At 76.5% G+C, this 15,738-nt stretch carries 16 protein-coding genes; 6 read left to right on the plus strand and 10 right to left on the minus strand.

Going from position 1 to position 15,738, the window contains the following annotated elements; genetic code table 11:
* The first annotated feature begins 29 nt into the window (after nucleotides 1-29).
* A complete protein-coding gene (locus tag WCD41_RS05935; RefSeq protein WP_337712474.1) occupies nucleotides 30-983 on the plus strand; it encodes an NAD(P)/FAD-dependent oxidoreductase in 954 nt (317 codons plus the stop codon).
* Nucleotides 980-1,645 (plus strand): SAM-dependent methyltransferase, encoded by a 666-nt coding sequence (locus WCD41_RS05940; RefSeq protein WP_337712475.1) that lies wholly within the window; start codon nucleotides 980-982, stop codon nucleotides 1,643-1,645. The genes WCD41_RS05935 and WCD41_RS05940 overlap by 4 nt, the downstream gene beginning before the upstream one ends.
* A gap of 34 nt (nucleotides 1,646-1,679) precedes the next feature.
* Here WCD41_RS05940 and WCD41_RS05945 read toward each other — a convergent pair whose 3' ends face one another.
* The 4 genes from WCD41_RS05945 to WCD41_RS05960 all read right to left on the minus strand — a co-directional run bounded on the left by WCD41_RS05945 (nucleotide 1,680) and on the right by WCD41_RS05960 (nucleotide 6,098).
* Nucleotides 1,680-3,104, minus strand: coding sequence for an acyl-CoA synthetase (locus WCD41_RS05945; RefSeq protein ID WP_337712476.1), 1,425 nt, complete (start codon nucleotides 3,102-3,104; stop codon nucleotides 1,680-1,682).
* Nucleotides 3,105-3,190: 86 nt separating this feature from the next.
* Complete coding sequence (locus tag WCD41_RS05950; RefSeq protein WP_373695082.1) at nucleotides 3,191-4,063, minus strand: ABC transporter permease subunit; 873 nt, start codon at nucleotides 4,061-4,063, stop codon at nucleotides 3,191-3,193.
* Entirely contained in the window at nucleotides 4,060-5,037 is a 978-nt protein-coding gene (locus WCD41_RS05955) for an ABC transporter ATP-binding protein (protein WP_373695083.1), read from the minus strand. Before WCD41_RS05955 ends, WCD41_RS05950 begins: the two co-directional genes overlap by 4 nt.
* Complete coding sequence (locus WCD41_RS05960; RefSeq protein ID WP_337712477.1) at nucleotides 5,034-6,098, minus strand: LolA family protein; 1,065 nt, start codon at nucleotides 6,096-6,098, stop codon at nucleotides 5,034-5,036. Before WCD41_RS05960 ends, WCD41_RS05955 begins: the two co-directional genes overlap by 4 nt.
* A 92-nt stretch (nucleotides 6,099-6,190) precedes the next feature.
* On the opposite strand from WCD41_RS05960, the gene WCD41_RS05965 reads away from it, so the two are divergent.
* Nucleotides 6,191-6,853 (plus strand): response regulator transcription factor, encoded by a 663-nt coding sequence (locus WCD41_RS05965; RefSeq protein WP_337713332.1) that lies wholly within the window; start codon nucleotides 6,191-6,193, stop codon nucleotides 6,851-6,853.
* Complete coding sequence (locus tag WCD41_RS05970) at nucleotides 6,850-8,154, plus strand: ATP-binding protein (RefSeq protein WP_337712478.1); 1,305 nt, start codon at nucleotides 6,850-6,852, stop codon at nucleotides 8,152-8,154. Before WCD41_RS05965 ends, WCD41_RS05970 begins: the two co-directional genes overlap by 4 nt.
* A 323-nt stretch (nucleotides 8,155-8,477) precedes the next feature.
* Here the strand turns inward: WCD41_RS05970 and WCD41_RS05975 are convergent, their stop codons facing one another.
* Nucleotides 8,478-9,518 carry a DMT family transporter gene (locus tag WCD41_RS05975; protein ID WP_337712479.1) on the minus strand — a complete coding sequence of 347 codons (1,041 nt, stop codon included), beginning with the start codon at nucleotides 9,516-9,518 and terminating at the stop codon, nucleotides 8,478-8,480.
* 80 nt (nucleotides 9,519-9,598) lie between these two features.
* Here WCD41_RS05975 and WCD41_RS05980 point away from each other — a divergent pair, with 80 nt between their 5' ends.
* Entirely contained in the window at nucleotides 9,599-10,087 is a 489-nt protein-coding gene (locus tag WCD41_RS05980) for an Lrp/AsnC family transcriptional regulator (RefSeq protein ID WP_337712480.1), read from the plus strand.
* A gap of 7 nt (nucleotides 10,088-10,094) precedes the next feature.
* Here WCD41_RS05980 and WCD41_RS05985 read toward each other — a convergent pair whose 3' ends face one another.
* The 5 genes from WCD41_RS05985 to pcaH form a co-directional block, all read right to left on the minus strand.
* A complete protein-coding gene (locus WCD41_RS05985; RefSeq protein ID WP_373695103.1) occupies nucleotides 10,095-10,913 on the minus strand; it encodes an RNA polymerase sigma-70 factor in 819 nt (272 codons plus the stop codon).
* 64 nt (nucleotides 10,914-10,977) lie between these two features.
* The gene (locus WCD41_RS05990) at nucleotides 10,978-12,162 is read right to left on the minus strand and encodes an NAD(P)/FAD-dependent oxidoreductase (protein WP_337712482.1); all 1,185 of its coding nucleotides are present in this window, start codon (nucleotides 12,160-12,162) and stop codon (nucleotides 10,978-10,980) included.
* Nucleotides 12,163-12,249: 87 nt separating this feature from the next.
* Nucleotides 12,250-13,458: a 4-hydroxybenzoate 3-monooxygenase gene (locus tag WCD41_RS05995; RefSeq protein WP_337712483.1), complete on the minus strand. Its 1,209-nt coding sequence runs from the start codon at nucleotides 13,456-13,458 to the stop codon at nucleotides 12,250-12,252.
* The gene (gene pcaG, locus WCD41_RS06000; protein ID WP_337712484.1) at nucleotides 13,455-14,063 is read right to left on the minus strand and encodes a protocatechuate 3,4-dioxygenase subunit alpha; all 609 of its coding nucleotides are present in this window, start codon (nucleotides 14,061-14,063) and stop codon (nucleotides 13,455-13,457) included. Before pcaG ends, WCD41_RS05995 begins: the two co-directional genes overlap by 4 nt.
* Nucleotides 14,063-14,782: a protocatechuate 3,4-dioxygenase subunit beta gene (gene pcaH, locus WCD41_RS06005; protein ID WP_337713333.1), complete on the minus strand. Its 720-nt coding sequence runs from the start codon at nucleotides 14,780-14,782 to the stop codon at nucleotides 14,063-14,065. Before pcaH ends, pcaG begins: the two co-directional genes overlap by 1 nt.
* A 115-nt stretch (nucleotides 14,783-14,897) precedes the next feature.
* On the opposite strand from pcaH, the gene WCD41_RS06010 reads away from it, so the two are divergent.
* A complete protein-coding gene (locus WCD41_RS06010; protein WP_337712485.1) occupies nucleotides 14,898-15,734 on the plus strand; it encodes an IclR family transcriptional regulator in 837 nt (278 codons plus the stop codon).
* Nucleotides 15,735-15,738 lie beyond the last annotated feature (4 nt).

Genomic DNA, 15,738 nt, shown 5'->3' on the forward strand with positions numbered 1-15,738 from the left:
CCGCCGCGGGTCGGCGCAGGCTCGTGGACATGACCGACGAACCCCTCGACGCCCTCGTCATCGGGGGCGGCGCGGCCGGACTGTCCGGCGCGCTGACCCTCGCCCGCTCCCGCCGCTCGGTGCTCGTGCTCGACGCCGGCGAGCCCCGTAACGCGCCCGCCGACGGGGTGCACGCCTTCCTCACCCGCGACGGCCTGCCGCCCGCCGAGCTCGTGCGCCTCGGACGCGCGGAGGTCTCGTCCTACGGCGGGCGGTTCCGCGACGGCACGGCGGTGGCCGCCCGCCGCGAGGGTGACCTGTTCGCCGTCGACACCGCCGACGGCGAGACGCTGCACGCGCGCCGCCTGCTCGTCGCGACCGGCCTCGTCGACGAGCTGCCCGACCTGCCCGGCGTGCGCGAGCTCTGGGGCCACGACGTGCTGCACTGCCCGTACTGCCACGGGTGGGAGGTCCGTGACCGGGCGGTCGCGGTGCTCGGCACCGGGCCGAACGCCCTGCACCAGGTGAAGCTGTTCTCGCAGCTCACCTCCGACCTCGTCTACCTGCGCCACCACGCGCCCGCGCTCAGCGCCGAGGAGGCCGAGCAGCTCGCGGCGCTCGACGTCGCGGTGATCGACGAGGAGGTGACCGGGCTGGAGATCGCCGACGGCCGCCTCGTCGGCGCGCGCCTGTCCGACGGGCGGGTCGTCGCGCGCCAGGCCCTCGTCGTGGGCCCGCGGTTCGTCGCCCGCAGCGGGGTGCTGGAGGATCTCGGCGTCGAGGTCCTCGACCACCCCATCGGCGGCCGCTACGTCGCGACCGTCGACGCCACCGGGCTGACCGCCGTGCCCGGGGTGTGGGTGGCGGGCAACGTCGGCGACCTGTCGGCGCAGGTCGTCGCCGCGGCCGCCGAGGGCACCCTCGCCGGCGCGCGCATCAACGCCGACCTCGTCGAGGAGGACATCGCGCGAGCCGTCGCGCAGTACCGGAAGGACGCCGCATGAGCACCCACGACCAGTTCACCGCTGCGTTCTGGGACGAGCGCTACCTCGGCGCCGACCGGCTCTGGAGCGGCGAGCCGAATGCGGTGCTGGTGCAGGAGATCACCGACCTCGCGCCGGGCACGGCGCTCGACGTCGGCAGCGGCGAAGGTGGCGACGCGGTGTGGCTCGCCGCCCGGGGGTGGGCGGTGACGGCGATCGACGTCTCGGAGGTCGGGCTGTCGCGGGTCGCGGCGCGGGCCGCGGCCGACGGCGTGGCGAACCGGGTGACGACGAGGCTCATCGACGTGCTGAACGACCCGGTCCCCGGCACGTACGACCTCGTCACCGCGCACTTCATGCAGCTGTGGACGGAGGTGCGCCCGCGGATCTTCACCTCCCTCGCCGGGGCCGTCGCGCCGGGCGGGCGGCTGCTGATCGTCGGGCACGACCCCGACGGCATGCCCGAGGAGTTCGCCCACCACCACCCGCCGGAATTCTTCGCGACCGCCGAGCAGCTGGTCGCCGAGCTCGGCGACGCGCTGGCCGGCTGGACGATCGAGGTCGCCGAGCGCCGCGCGCGCACCGGCGTCCAGCCCGACGGGCGCCCGGGCTTCCTCTACGACGCGGTCCTGCGCGCTCGTCGCCCCCTGTCGCGCGGATCAACGGGGAGTTCGCGCGCCTAGAAGCAGCGAACGCCACGTTCGCTGCGGCAGAGGGCTACAGGCGCGCCTTCTGGACCTTGCCCATGGCGTTGCGGGGCAGGGCGTCGACGACGCGGACCTCGCGCGGGCGCTTGTGGGCGGAGAGGCGGTCGGCGACGAAGGCGATGACCTCCTCGGTGTCGACGGGCTCGCCGGCCACGACGACGTGGGCGACGATCCGCTGGCCGAGGTCGTCGTCGGGCTCGCCGACCACCGCGGCCTCGCTGATGCCCGGGTGCTCGAGCAGCGCGGTCTCGATCTCGCCGGCCCCGACGCGGTAGCCACCGGTCTTGATCAGGTCGACCGACCGGCGGCCGACGATCCGGTGGTAGCCGCCGGCGTCGATCACCGCGGCGTCGCCGGTGCGGAACCAGCCGTCCGCGGTCCAGGTCTCGGCGGTCGCCTCGGGCCGGCCGAGGTAGCCGGAGAAGAGGCCGGGTCCCTGGAGCTGGAGCTCGCCGATCGTCTCGCCGTCGTGCGGGAGCAGCTCCCCCTCGGTCTCCTCGTCGGTGGACACCAGCCGCGTCCGCACGCCCGTGACCGGCTGCCCGACCCAGCCCGGGCGGCGCTCGCCGTCGGCCCGGACGGACAGCGTGATCATGGTCTCGCTCATCCCGTACCGCTCGACCGGCGCCCGGCCGGTGAGCTCCTGGAGGCGCTCGAACACCGGGACGGGCAGCGGCGCGCTGCCGGAGACCAGCAGGCGGGCGGACTGCAGGGCGCGCGCGGACTCCGGGTCGGCGGCGATGCGCGACCAGATCGTCGGCACCCCGAACAGCAGGCTCGCGCCGTGGTCACGGACCGCCGACGCGTAGGACTCCGGCTTCGGACGCCCGACGTGCACCAGCGGCGAGCCGATGCGCAGCGCGCCGAACACACCGAGCCCGAGGCCGTGTACGTGGAACAGGGGCAGGCCGTGGGCGAGCGTGTCCTGCGCGGTCCAGCCCCACGCGTCGGCGAGACCGTCGAGCCCGGCGGCGATCGCGGCGCGGGAGAGCAGCACGCCCTTGGGTGCGCCGGTGGTGCCCGAGGTGTAGAGGATCAGCGCCGGGCCGTCGTTCGGGGCCTCGCGGGCGGCGTCGCCGCTGCGCCTGGTCAGGTCGACCTTGCGCACGGGCAGGGTCACCTCCGGCGGGCGCTCGCCGATCCAGAGCGAGGCCCCCGAGTCGCTCAGCACGTGGCCGCGCTCGCCCGGCCCGGTGTCGGGCGGCACGGGCACGACGGGGACGCCGGCGAGCAGGGCGCCGACCATCGCGACCACGGTGTGCGCCGTCGGCTCGGCGAGCACGGCGACCGGGCCCTCGTCGGGGCGTTCGACGATCTGGTCGGCGACGACGGCCGCCGCGCCGACCAGCTCGGGGCCGGACATGGCGACGTCGCCGACCCGGATCGCCTCGGGGTCGTCGAGGCCCCCGTCGAGCAGCGCAGCGAGCAGCGTCATACCGCCCATCATGGGCACCCGCACGCGGCTGCGTGCACTTACCCCCGCGCCGGCGACCCGACCATGGGAAGGCGTGCCGTGGCGGGCTACCCGTCCCGTCGGCGCATGCGCCACACGGTGACCGCAGCGCCGAGGACGAGGTAGACCACCGCCCGCCCGGTGCTCGACGCCAGGTCGTCGAGCGGGAGCGGGTCGCGCAGGGCGTCGGCGCCCGCGGCCCAGCCCGACGTCAGGAGGAGAGGCTGGAGCCACTCCAGCGACGGCACCGCGGAGAGGACCCCGAAGACGATCAGCCCACCGAGCACGGCCGCCAGGACGACGAGCGGGTGCTCGGTGAACGCCGAGATGGCGAGGGCGACCGCGGCGACGGCGAGCAGCTGCACGACCGTCCACCCGACCACCAGCGCGACGCGCCCGAGGGCCTCGCCCAGCCCGAGCGTCGTGCCCGAGAGCGTGATCAGGGTGCCGCTCGGCCCGCCGACCACGACCATCCCGGTGATCACGCCGACGACGGCGACGACGAGCACGGCGAGCACCGCGACCGCGAGCACGCCGACCGCCTTCATCACGACCAGCCGCACCCGGCCCACGGGAGCGAGCAGGAGCCCGCGCAGCGTGCCGTGCGCGGCCTCGCCGGCCAGCGCGTCGGCGGCCGCCGTGGTGACCGTGAGGGGGAGCAGCAGCGAGAGCGCGAGCCCGAGGGCCGCGATCGGCAGCACCAGCCCGTTGCCGGCGACGGCGGCCACCAGGCCCGGTCCGTCGCCGTCTCCCCCGCCCGGCCCGCCGGTGAGGGCGATGCCGACCCCGAGGGCGATCGGGACCAGGCCCAGCAGCCCGAGCAGGACCAGCGTGCGGGGCCGCCGCAGGACCCAGCGGACCTCGGCGGCCGCGAGCCGTCCGAGCGGCGCGGACGTGCGTGTCGACAGCTCCGGCGCCGCGGCGGACTCCACCGTGGTCACGCGTCCTCCTCGGTCAGGCGGGCGAAGAGCTCCTCGAGGTGGGCGCGGCGACGGTGGACCTCCCACACCGCGACCCCCGCCCCGACGAGCGCGGCCACGACCTCGGGCGCCTCGAGCGTGCCCGGCGGGACGGCGACACCGCCCTCGGCGCGGTAGGACGCCGCGCCGGCGTCGCGCAGGGCGAGGATGGCGTCGTCGACGTCGGGCGTGCTGACGACCAGCCCGCCGGCGTCCGCGTCGAGCAGCGCGCGCAGCTCGCCGGAGACCAGCAGCGTGCCCGTCTGCAGGACCGCGACGTGGCTGCACACGGCCTCGACCTCGGCGAGCAGGTGCGACGACAGCAGCACCGTCGCCCCCGTCTCCCGCAGGTCGGCGACGACCCGGCGGACGTCGCGGGTGCCGGCGGGGTCGAGCCCGTTGGTGGGCTCGTCGAGCACGACCAGCCGGCGCGGCACGAGCAGCGCGGCGGCCAGCCCGAGGCGCTGCTTCATGCCGAGGGAGTAGCCGCGGTAGCGGCGCCGCGCGGCGTCGGCGAGGCCCACCCGCTCGAGCGCCGCGTCGACCGGCGCCCGCAGGTCGCCGACGAGGCGGGGCTCGGCGGCGGCGCTGCGCAGCAGGTTGTCGCGACCCGAGAGGAACGGGTGGAAGCCGGGCCCCTCGACCAGGGCGCCCACGTCCGGCAGAGCCGCCGCCAGGTCGTCCCCGGCGTGCCCGAGGAGCTCCACCGTCCCGGCGGTCGGGCGGGTGAGCCCGAGCAGCATGCGGATCAGGGTGGTCTTACCCGACCCGTTGGGGCCGAGCATGCCCAGGACCGCGCCGGCGGGGACGTCGAGGTCGACGTCGTCGATCGCGACGGTCGAGCCGAAGGTCTTGCGCAGCCCGCGGACCCTCGCCGCCACCGCGCCCGGCGGGGTCGCGGCCGCCGTCGCCGGCGGGCTGGCGGGGGCGGTCCCCGAGGTCGCTGCCGCGGTCACCGGGCCAGGGCCTCGGTGAGCACCTGCTGCGGCACGGCGCCGGCGGCGATCCGGCCGTCGTCGGTGATGATCACGGTGGCGACCGCCGTGGTGATCGCGCGCCCGCTGCCCCAGGGGCCGCTGACCGGCGTGCCCAGCGCCGAGAGGTCCGGCGCACCCTCGGGACGTTCTTCGGAACCCTCCTGCTGCCCGGCCTCGGGCGTCGGGGCGCGACCGACGACGACGGTGTCCCACCCGTCGCCGACGGTCTGGTGCTGCTCGTCGCCCTCGGGCCGGTCCGGCTGCCCGTTCGGCCGTCCCTCCGACCGCTCGCGCACGGTGGTGCCCGGCGGCGGGGTGAACGTGAACAGCGCCGGGTCCTGCGGGCCGTAGGTGATCTCGGAGAAACCGACCTGCAGCGCGGGCTCACCCGAACCCTGCGCGAGCACGGTGAGCTGCAGCGGCAGGCGCGACTCGGCGTCGACGGCCACGCGGACCTCGCGCAGCAGCGTGCGCTCGGTGGGCTGCGGGGTCAGCACCAGCTGGTAGGCCGCCCGGCCGGCGACCTCGGCCGTGCCGTCGACGGCGACCGTGCTCGTCTGCCGCAGGGTCGCGATCGCCTCGGTCGCGGCGGTGGTCGGGTCCTGGGCCTGACCGCCGTCCTGGGTGCCCTCCGGCGGACCCTGCTGGTCGCCCACGGGCGCGCGCGTCGCCGTGCGCTCGCGGGAGTCGTACGACCAGCGCGTCGTCCCGTCCGAGACCAGCGTCCGCTCGCCGTCACCGGACGGGATGGCCACTCGGCCGCGGTCCTCGCCGCCGGACCACACGCGGATCGTCGAGGTGCCGTTCGCGAGCTGGGGCACCCCCGGCACGGCGGGCAGGCCGAGGGCGTTGTCCACCTCGACCTCGCCGGCGAACGGTCCGCGCTGCGCGGTCATCACGGAGGCCACGAGGTCCTCCGGGCTCACCGGCGGCAGCACCGGCGCCGCGGCGGCACCGGCCGGCGCGACCACGAGGCCCACGCCGATCGCGGCCGCCACTCCCACTCCGAGCCCTGCCCCGACCCAGCCCCTGCGTCCCATGACCCCATCGTGGCGGGCGGTTGCTGAGACGGTCTCAGCGTCGGGGCACCCCTGCTGTCGGGCGGGCGGCCTACGGTCGGGGCGTGCCCAGGGTGCTGGTGGTCGACGACGAGGCCGGGGTGCGTGACGCCCTCACGCGCGGGCTCGCGGCCGAGGGCATGGGAGTGGTGGCCGTGGCCGACGGCCACGCCGCGCTGCGCGAGGCGTCGACCGGCGCCTACGACGCCGTGGTCCTGGACATCATGCTGCCGGGGCTCTCGGGCTACCGGGTGCTCGAGGCGCTGCGCGGCGAGGGCGTCGAGACGCCGGTGCTGCTGCTCTCGGCCAAGGACGGCGAGGTCGACCAGGCCGACGGGCTCGACCTCGGCGCCGACGGGTATCTCGTCAAGCCGTTCTCGTTCGTCGTGCTCGTGGCCCACCTGCGCGCGATGCTGCGCCGCTCGGGGCCCGCCACCGCGCGGGTCGAGCGCGGTGCGCTGCGGCTCGACCCGGCGACCCGGTCGGTGAGCTGGGAGGGACGCGACGTCGAGCTCTCGGAGCGCGAGTTCGACGTGCTGTACGCGCTCGCCGCCCACCCCGACGGGGTGCTCACCAAGGACGACCTGCTGGACGCGGTGTGGGGCGGCGGCGGGTCGGCGAGCCGCAACGCCGTCGAGGTCTACGTCGGGTACCTGCGCCGCAAGCTCGCGGCGGTGGGCGCGGGCGACCTCGTGCGCACCGAGCGGGGGCGCGGGTACCGGTTGGGTGCCGGGTGAGGACGAGCGCCGGCTGGTGGGCGCGGCGCACCCTGCGGACGCGGATCACGCTCGTCGTCGGGGTGGTCACCGTGTTCGCGCTGCTCGCCCTCGGGCGGGTCGCGGGGGACGCCTTGTTCTCGGCGCTGCTGACCAGCGGGGACGGGGCGCTGACCGAACGCGCCGCCGCGGCGAGCACGGCGGTCGCGGCCGGCACGGCGGTGCCGCCGGGGGTCCGCGTGGTGGACGTCGCCGGGGCACCGGTCGACGGCGGGCCACGGCCGGTGGACGCCGACGCGATCCGCGCCCTCGGCGCCGGGCAGCCGGTCACGGTGCCCGGCGGCCCCGACGGCCCGCAGCGCTGGGTGGCCGTGCCGGTGCCGGCGCCGGACGGGTCACCGCGCCTCGTCCTCGCCTCCCGCGACCTGGTCGGTGCGGCGGCGCTGTTCGCCGACGCGGCCCGGGGGCTGGTGGTCACGGCGCTGATCGGGGCCGTCGCCGTCGTCGCCGCGACCTGGACCGCCACGAGCCTGTCGCTGCGCCCGGTCGACCGGATGCGCGCCGCGGCCGCCGCCCTGCCCCCTGGCGAGCGTCTCCCCGTCCCGCCGGCCCGCGACGAGCTCGCGGCCCTCGCCGTCGAGATCAACGGTCTCCTCGCCCGCCGCGACGACGCCGTCGCCCGCCTCGAACGCTTCACCAGCGAGGCCGCGCACGAGCTGCGCTCCCCCATCGCCGGGCTGCGCGCGCAGGCCGACGTCGCCGTCGCCCACCCGGACGGGACGTCGTCCGAGGAGACCTGGCGCTCGGTGGCGAGCGAGGCCGAGCGCCTGTCGGACCTGGTCGCGGACCTGCTGGCCCTCGCACGCGCCGACGCGGGCGAGCGCATGCCGGCGCGGCCGGTGGACCTCGTCGACGCGGTCGGTGACGCCTTCGCCCGCCTGCCCGAGGAACCGACGGTCGCGATGACGCTGTGGGCCCCGATGCCGGTGGCGGTCGCCGCGACGCCCGCCGAGGTGGCGATCGTGCTCGACAACGTGCTCGCCAACGCCCGGCGGCACGCCGCGACCGTCGTGCACGTGGCTGTCGTGCCGGCGGGCCGCTGGGTGCGCCTGCTGGTCGACGACGACGGGCCGGGGATCCCGCCCGCGGACCGCGAGCGGGTCTTCGACCGCTTCACGCGCCTGCAGCCCGACGCCGGCGAGGGCAGCGGGCTGGGCCTGGCGCTCGTCGGGCGCCTCGTCGCGGGGCGCGACGGCACCACCCGCGCGACGACGTCGCCGGACGGCGGCACGCGTCTGGTGGTGCGCTGGCCCGTGGGCTGAGGGTCCCGCCGGTCGCGGGGCGCGCCGCGGTGTGGGAACGAGGGACTCCCTCGCTGCCTCCCCTGCACTCAAGGACGCCCTCGCACCACGGGCGCGCGCCGCAAGCGGCGCAGATCGGCGGCGCTGTCGGGGGTCGCGGGCATGATGGCGGCATCGCGCTTCCCCCGCGGTGCCGCCGATCGGACCTGCCCGAGGGGAGCCCCCATGTCCTCCGTCGACCACCGCCGCGCCCGGGCGCGGCTCGACGCCGAGACCATCGACCGCGCCGCCGGCGTGCTCCGGCGGCGGGTGGCCGTGGGTCGCTACGCCGGTCTCGCCGGCGACTACGCGGGCTTCGAGGTCTGCGCGCTGCTCGAGGCCGTCGCGCACGCCTCGGCCGAGGACCCTCGTTCGTCGCGCATCAGGGAGGCGGCGCTGCGGGTCGCGCGGGCCGTGCTCGCCGACGAGCCGAGGTCGCTGTGAGCCGCCCGTTCCCGGCGCTCGCGGTGCCCGTCGGTGACCACCGCGAGCGCGACGCCGGCCACGAGGGCGACCTCCCCGATCAGGGCCACCGGACCGGGCAGGGCGCCGGCGAGCAGCGCCGCGAACACGAAGCCCCAGGCGGTCTCGAGCGCCATCAGCTGGCTGACCAGCACCGGCTCGAGTCGGGCCGCGGCCGCGTGCCACGCCCGCACGGCGAGCCACGACGACACGAGGCCGAGGAAGAGCACCACCAGCAGCGCGCGCACCGGCTGCGCGGGCACGCCCTCGGTGGCGAGCAGCCAGATCGCGACCGGCAGGGCGAGCACGCCCGCCGCCAGGCCCTGGGCGCCGGCGAGCACCGGGCCGAGGTCGGGGCGCGCGGCGAGGAGGCGGTGCGAGTCGAGGCCGTACCAGGTCCAGGAGGCGACGGCGACCAGCGCGAGCACCGTGCCGATCACCGCCGACGCGCCGCCGGGCCCGGGTACCGGGCTGAGGTGCACGAGCACCTGCCCGACGCCGACCAGCGCCAGGGCGGGCAGCAGCGCCCGCACTCCGGGCAGTCCTCGCCGGTTGGAGAACAGCGCCATCACCACGGGGACGAGGCCGATGGTCGCCACGGCGATGGTCGGGCCGGCGAGGCGCACCGAGAGCGCGACGAGGCCGAAGTAGAGCAGCGAGCCGGTGACGGCGTGCCCGACCACCCGCAGCCACGGCACGTCGGCGCGCAGCACGGCCCGCGCCTGGGGCAGCGACACGGCGCCGAACGCCACGAACCGTCCCATCGCGAGCAGCAGGGCGGGCGCGAGCGGCGCCAGCTCCGGCGCCACGAACACCGCGGCCCACCCTGCGCAGGCGAACGTCATCGCTGCGAGCGCCGTCCGGCGCGAGATGCCTCCCGTCATGCCTCCACGATGCGCGCGCAGGCACGGGCGATGTCGGGCGATCTCCGATGTCGCGGGCCTCCGAGGCGCACGATGGACCCATGACCGCGCCGCGCCGTGCACGATCCGCCCAGCCGACCCTCGACCGCGTCGATCGACGGATCCTCGATCACCTCGCCGACCACGGGCGCTCGAGCCTGGCCGACCTCGCCGAGGCGGTGTCGATCTCGCCGTCGTCGGCCCAGCGGCGGCTGCGGCGCCTCGAGAGCGAGGAGGTCGTGCGGGGCTACCGGGCCGTGCTCGACCCGGAGGCCGTCGACCGCGGGCTCGTGGTGCACCTCGCGGTGACGCTCGTCGACCACACCGCGAACACCGTGGGCCGCTTCGAGCGCCACGTCGTCGAGCTGGCGGGGCTCGTGAGCTGCCACCACGTGACGGGCGACGTCGACTACCTGATCCGGGTCGACGTCGCCGACGTCGAGGCCCTCGACGTCCTGCTGCGTCGCACGCTCGCCCGCGTCCCCGGCGTCGCACGGTTCACGACGATGGTGGCGACCTCGGCCCTCGTCGACCGGGTCACCCAGGTGTGAGGGTCGATCACCGCGCCCGCAGCGGGCCCGTCGCCCCGAGACGGGCGAGTTTCTCGGGCGCGCGGACGTAGTACAGGCCGGTGATGCGCGCGCCCTCGACGCGCAGCGCCAGCACGCCGTCGAGTTCCGCGCCGAGGTGGACGACCAGTCCCGGGCCGCCGTTGACCTCGGTGGCCGTCGTGGTGAGCAGGACCCGGTCCTCCCCCGCGGCCCCGAGCAGGAACCGGGCCACCTTGTCGGCGCCGGTGATCGGGCGCAGCGCCGCCTGCTTGACCCCGCCGCCGTCGGCCACCAGGACGACATCCGGAGCCAGGACGTCGAGGAGGGCCTGCAGGTCGCCGGTCTCGACGACCCGCCGGAACGACGCCACCGCGGCCCGGGCCTCCGCGGTGGGGACGACCCGGCGCGGACGGCGGGCCTCGACGTGACCCCGCGCGCGGTGGGCGATCTGGCGCACCGCGTCCGGCGTCCGGCCGACGGCGTCGGCGATCTCGTCGTACCCGACGTCGAAGACCTCCCGGAGCACGAAGACCGCACGCTCGGTCGGCGTGAGCGTCTCCAGCACGAGCATGACCGCCATCGACACGCTCTCGGCGAGCTCGGCGTCCTCCGCCACGTCCGGCGTGGTCAGCATCGGCTCGGGCAGCCACTGGCCGACGTAGGACTCGCGGCGGCGCTGCACCGTGCGCAGCCGGTTGAGCGCCTGCCGGGTGACGAGCCGGACCAGGTACGCGCGGGCGTCGCGTACCTGGTCCCGGTCGGCCCCGACCCACCGCAGCCAGGCCTCCTGCAGGACGTCCTCCGCGTCGGCCGCCGAGCCGAGCATCTCGTAGGCGACGGTGAAGAGCAGGTCCCGGTGGGCGACGAAGGCGTCGGTCGCGCCGTCCCCCTCAGACACCGGCGACCGTCGTCGCGGCGGCGCGGGCCTCGAGCGCCCGGCGGCGCGCCGGACCACCCGGCACGCGGTGCAGGCGGTAGGACCCGGCCTGCGTCGCCTCGGCGGTGAGGGAGGAGACGATGCCGCGGCAGATGTACTCCTTGAGCGCCGCGCCCGGACGCCCGCCGAGGTGGACGGGCACGGCCACGTCGTCGCGCCGGGCGAACTGGAACATCCCGGCGCGACGACCGAGGCTCAGGCACTGGCCGGCGAACACCTCGTGCAGCGCCGCCGGCTCCTCCCCCGCGATCCGGCTGAGCAGGGTGTCGGCCGCCCGCGCGCCGAGCGGGATCGCGGCCTGGCAGCTCATCCGCAGCGGCAGGCCCGACGGCGCCGCCGCGTCGCCCGCGGCGACGATGCGGTCGTCGTCGACGCTGGTCAGCGTCTCGTCGGTGAGCAGGCGGCCCGCGGCGTCGGTGTGCAGCCCGCTGCGGACGGCCAGGTCGGGGACACCGAAGCCCGCGGTCCAGATCGTCACCGCACTGGGCAGCGCGCGGCCGCCGTCCAGCCGCACGGTCGCCGGGGTCACGGCCGTCACCGTCGGCTCCTCGAGCACCGTCACCCCGAGCGCGCCCAGCCGCGCCGCGACCGCGCGCCGGCCCCTCGGGTGCAGGTAGGGGCCGAGGACGCCGCCGCAGACCAGCGTCACCGCGCTGCCCGCCTCGGCGAGCTCGGCGGCGGTCTCGATGCCGGTCGGGCCGGCGCCGACGACGGTGACCGGGGCGGTGGCGGGCGCGGCGTCGAGGGCGGCGCGCAGGCGCTGCGCCTCCTCGAGACCGGCGAGCGGGTGGACGAGCTCACCGCCGGGCACGTCCGGCACCGAGCCCACGCTGCCCACGGCGTAGACGAGGTGGTCGTAGTCCAGGGTGTCGCCGCCCGACAGCGTCACGCTGCGCCCCGGGGCGTCGATGCGCTCGACGCGGTCGACCACCAGCCGGACGCGTTCGGCCAGGACCTCGCGGTACCCGACGCGCGCCGCGTGGGTGCCGCCGGCGAGCTGGTGCAGCCGGATCCGCTCGACGAAGTCCGGGCGGGGGTTGATCAGGGTGACCGCCACGTCCGGGTGCTGCGTCAACCGGTCCGCCGCCATCACGCCGGCGTAGCCGCCGCCGATGACCAGCACGGTGATGGGTCGCATGGGTGCCTCCTCGCCGATGGGTTCGGCATGGAGACACCGCGGCGCGGCCGTCCGTGACACCGGGTGAGCCGGATCACGCCCCGACGGTCAGAGCGCCCCCAGCGCGAGCCCCCGGTAGTTCTCCGCCAGCGCGCGGCGCGCGGACTCCGAGGACTCGATGTGGTGCAGGTGGGACAAAGCGAGCTGCTCGTCGAACGGGTCGCCGTCGGGGTCGACGTGCAGCATCGTCGTCATCGTCCAGGAGAAGTGCGAGGCCCTCCAGACGCGGCGCAGCGCGGTGTCGGAGTAGGCGTCCATCAGGGTCTCGTCCTTCGTCGCGAACCACTCACCCAGCGCCTCGGCGAGCACGCGCACGTCGGCGACGGCGAGGTTGAGGCCCTTCGCGCCGGTGGGCGGCACGATGTGGGCGGCGTCGCCGGCGAGGAAGAGCCGCCCGTGGCGCATCGGCTCGGTGACCATGCTGCGCATCGGCGTCACCGACTTGTCGGTGATCGGCCCTCTCGACAGCGTGAACGAGCCGTCGTCCAGCGCGAAGCGCGCCGAGAGCTCGTCCCAGATCGCCTCGTCGGCCCAGCTCTGCGGGTCGGTGCCGTTCGGCACCTGAATGTAGGCGCGGGTCACCGACGGCGAGCGCATCGACGCCAGCGCGAACCCCGTCCGCCCGCGGGCGTAGACCAGCTCGTGCGACGACGGCGCGACGTCGGCGAGGATCCCCAGCCACGAGTACGGGTAGACGCGCTCGAAGCGGCGCACGAGGTGCTCGGGGATCGCGCGCCGCGACGGCCCGTACGACCCGTCGGCGCCGACGACGACGTCGGCGTGCAGCACGTGCACCTCGCCGTCCGAGCCCCCGTGGCGGTAGCGCACCGACGGGCTGTCGGTCTCGACGTCGGAGACCGCCAGCACTTCGGCGTCGAACACCAGCGGCTCGCCGTGGTCCAGGCGCAGCGCGATGAGGTCCTTGGTCACCTCGGTCTGCGCCCAGATCATGACCCGCTCGCCGGTGAGCTCCTGCATGTCGACCCGGACGCCGCGCCCGGCGAAGCGCAGCTCGAAGCCGTCGTGCGGCAGGCCGAGCTCGTCCATCCGCGCGTCGGCGCCGACCTCCCGCAGGGCCTCGACGGTGCCGTGCTCGAGGATGCCGGCGCGCTGGCGGGTCTCGACGCGCTCGCGCGGGCGGGACTCGAGCACCACGGAGTCGACGCCGCGCAGCCGCAGCAGGTGGGCGAGCATCAGCCCGGCCGGCCCGCCCCCGACGATCGCGACCTGGGTCCGCTCGGGCGCCGGGGCGCTCATGCCGGGGTCTCGGCGGTGGCGACCGGCGGCTGGGCCAGGCCGTGCGTCGACAGGTCGAGGAAGACGGTCTCGCCGGGGCCCTGCAGGCGCACGTCGAAGCGGTAGCCGGGGCCGGTCGGGCCGCCGTCGGGCACCGCGATCAGGGTCGCGCGGCGCTCGTCGTCGAGGGCGGACAGCAGCGGGTCGGCGGCGTTCGCGTCGACGTGATTCGGGAAGTAGACGCGGGTGAACAGGTGGTGCAGCAGGCCGCGCGCGAACACGGTGACCGCCAGGTGCGGGGCCTGCGGCGAGCCGGTCGGCGCCGCCGGGCGCAGCGTGCGCAGGTGGTAGTCGCCGGCGCGGTCGGTGGGCACGCGGGCGAACCCGGTGAAGCTGCGTCCGTCGCGGTGCAGGGACCCGGGCCGGGTGGGCAGGCGCCCGTCGGGGCCCGCCTGCCAGAACTCCAGCAGCGCGTCGGGGACCGGCGCGCCGGCGCCGTCGCGCACCGTGCCGTACAGCGTGATCGCGCCAGGTGTGCCGAACGGGACGACGTCGCCGCCGCCCTCGAAGGGCAGGCCGAACGCGAAGAACGGCCCCACGGTCTGGGAGGGCGTCGTGTCCAGCATCAGTCGCGGTCCCCATCGTCGGTGTCCGGCGGCGTCGCGTGGGCCCCGTCGAGCACGATGTCCCAGCTGTAGCCCAGGGCCCACTCGGACCGGGTGACGTCGTGGTCGTAGGCCGCGACCAGGCGCTGCTGGGCCTTCTCGTCGGTGACCGACTGGAAGATCGGGTCGAGGCCGAACAGCGGGTCGCCCGGGAAGTACATCTGCGTCACCAGCCGCTGGGTGAACGCCGTGCCGAACAGCGAGAAGTGGATGTGCGCCGGCCGCCAGGCGTTGTGGTGGTTGCGCCACGGGTAGGCGCCCGGCCTGATCGTCACGAACCGGTAGCGGCCGTCGTCGTCGGTGAGCGCGCGTCCGCCGCCGGTGAAGTTCGGGTCGAGCGGCGCCGGGTGCTGGTCGCCGTCGTGGCGGTAGCGGCCGGATGCGTTGGCCTGCCAGATCTCGACGAGCTGGTTGCGCACCGGGCGGCCGTCGCCGTCGAGCACCCGGCCGGTCACGATGATCCGCTCGCCGAGCGGCTCGCCCGCGTGGTGGCGGGTCAGGTCGGCGTCGAGGGGCGCGACGTCGCGCGGACCGAAGACCGGCGCGGCGAGCTCGGTGAGGCTCGGCGGCGACACCACCAGGGGCTGCTGCGGTGCCCGCAGGGCGGTGCTCCGGTACGGGCTGTAGGCCCGGTCCGGGTGTCCGCCGGGGAGCGGCGGACCGGCGGCGGCCGCGGCGATCTCGACCGAGACCTCCCGCTGCGTCGCGGGCTGCTGGGGTGCGCTCACCCGCGACAGGGTGCCCGCTCGGCCCGGCGTGCCAGAATCGAGCTTCCGGTGAACAGAAGGAGCCACGGTGAGCCCAGCGCAGGGCGGCGAGAGCGGCCGGCAACCCCAGAGCGGCCCCTCGGTCACCGAGCGCGTGCTGGGCATCCTCTCCGCGTTCGGTCCCGGCGCCGAGGCGCTCTCGCTCTCCGGCATCGCCCGCACCGCGGGGCTGCCGCTGTCCACCGCTCACCGCCTGGTCGGCGAGCTCGCCGCGTGGGGCGCGCTCGAGCGCGGCGAGGACGGCCGCTACCGGATCGGTCTCCGGCTCTGGGAGGTCGGCGCGCTCGCCCCGCGCAGCCTGGGCCTGCGGGAACGCGCGATGCCCTACCTCGAGGACCTCTACGAGGCGACGCGGCAGAACGTGCAGCTCGCGGTGCGCGACGGACACGAGGTGGTCTACGTCGAGCGCCTCGCGCACCCCGAGGCCGTCCGGGTGTTCACCCGCGTCGGCGGGCGGATGCCGCTGCACGCCACCGGCGTCGGCCAGGTCCTGCTCGCCTTCGCGCCGTCGGCGGTCCAGGAGGACGTGCTCGCGGGCCCGCTCCCGGCGCTCACCCCCCGCACGATCACCGACCCGCACGACCTGCGACGCGCGCTCGCCGCCGTCCGGCGCGAGGGTGTGGCCGTCTGCGACGGCATGGTCGACCTGCTGTCGCTGTCGGTCGCCGCCCCGGTCCGCGGGGAGGACGAGCGCGTCGTCGCGTCGCTGTCGGTGGTGGTCCCCAGCGCGGGCGCGGAGCCCCGCGCGATCGTCCCCGCCGTGCGGGCCGCGGCCCGCGGCATCGCCCGCGCGCTCGGCGCCCCGTCGGCGCAGCGCCGGCCGCCGGGCGTCGTCACCCCGCTGCACCCCGCCTCGTCGGCGTGACCCT

The sequence above is a fragment of the Actinomycetospora aeridis genome, from assembly GCF_037400275.1.
Lineage (GTDB): Bacteria > Actinomycetota > Actinomycetes > Mycobacteriales > Pseudonocardiaceae > Actinomycetospora > Actinomycetospora aeridis.

Coding starts and splice junctions, on each gene's coding strand:
- WCD41_RS05960 (WP_337712477.1), bottom strand. CDS start 6,098: ATGGGACGCAGGGGCTGGGTCGGGGCAGGGCTCGGAGTGGGAGTGGCG.
- WCD41_RS05945 (WP_337712476.1), bottom strand. CDS start 3,104: ATGACGCTGCTCGCTGCGCTGCTCGACGGGGGCCTCGACGACCCCGAG.
- WCD41_RS05980 (WP_337712480.1), top strand. CDS start 9,599: ATGACCGCGCCGCGCCGTGCACGATCCGCCCAGCCGACCCTCGACCGC.
- WCD41_RS05975 (WP_337712479.1), bottom strand. CDS start 9,518: ATGACGGGAGGCATCTCGCGCCGGACGGCGCTCGCAGCGATGACGTTC.
- WCD41_RS05995 (WP_337712483.1), bottom strand. CDS start 13,458: ATGAGCGCCCCGGCGCCCGAGCGGACCCAGGTCGCGATCGTCGGGGGC.
- WCD41_RS05940 (WP_337712475.1), top strand. CDS start 980: ATGAGCACCCACGACCAGTTCACCGCTGCGTTCTGGGACGAGCGCTAC.
- WCD41_RS05935 (WP_337712474.1), top strand. CDS start 30: ATGACCGACGAACCCCTCGACGCCCTCGTCATCGGGGGCGGCGCGGCC.
- WCD41_RS05985 (WP_373695103.1), bottom strand. CDS start 10,913: ATGCTCGGCTCGGCGGCCGACGCGGAGGACGTCCTGCAGGAGGCCTGG.
- pcaG (WP_337712484.1), bottom strand. CDS start 14,063: ATGCTGGACACGACGCCCTCCCAGACCGTGGGGCCGTTCTTCGCGTTC.
- WCD41_RS05990 (WP_337712482.1), bottom strand. CDS start 12,162: ATGCGACCCATCACCGTGCTGGTCATCGGCGGCGGCTACGCCGGCGTG.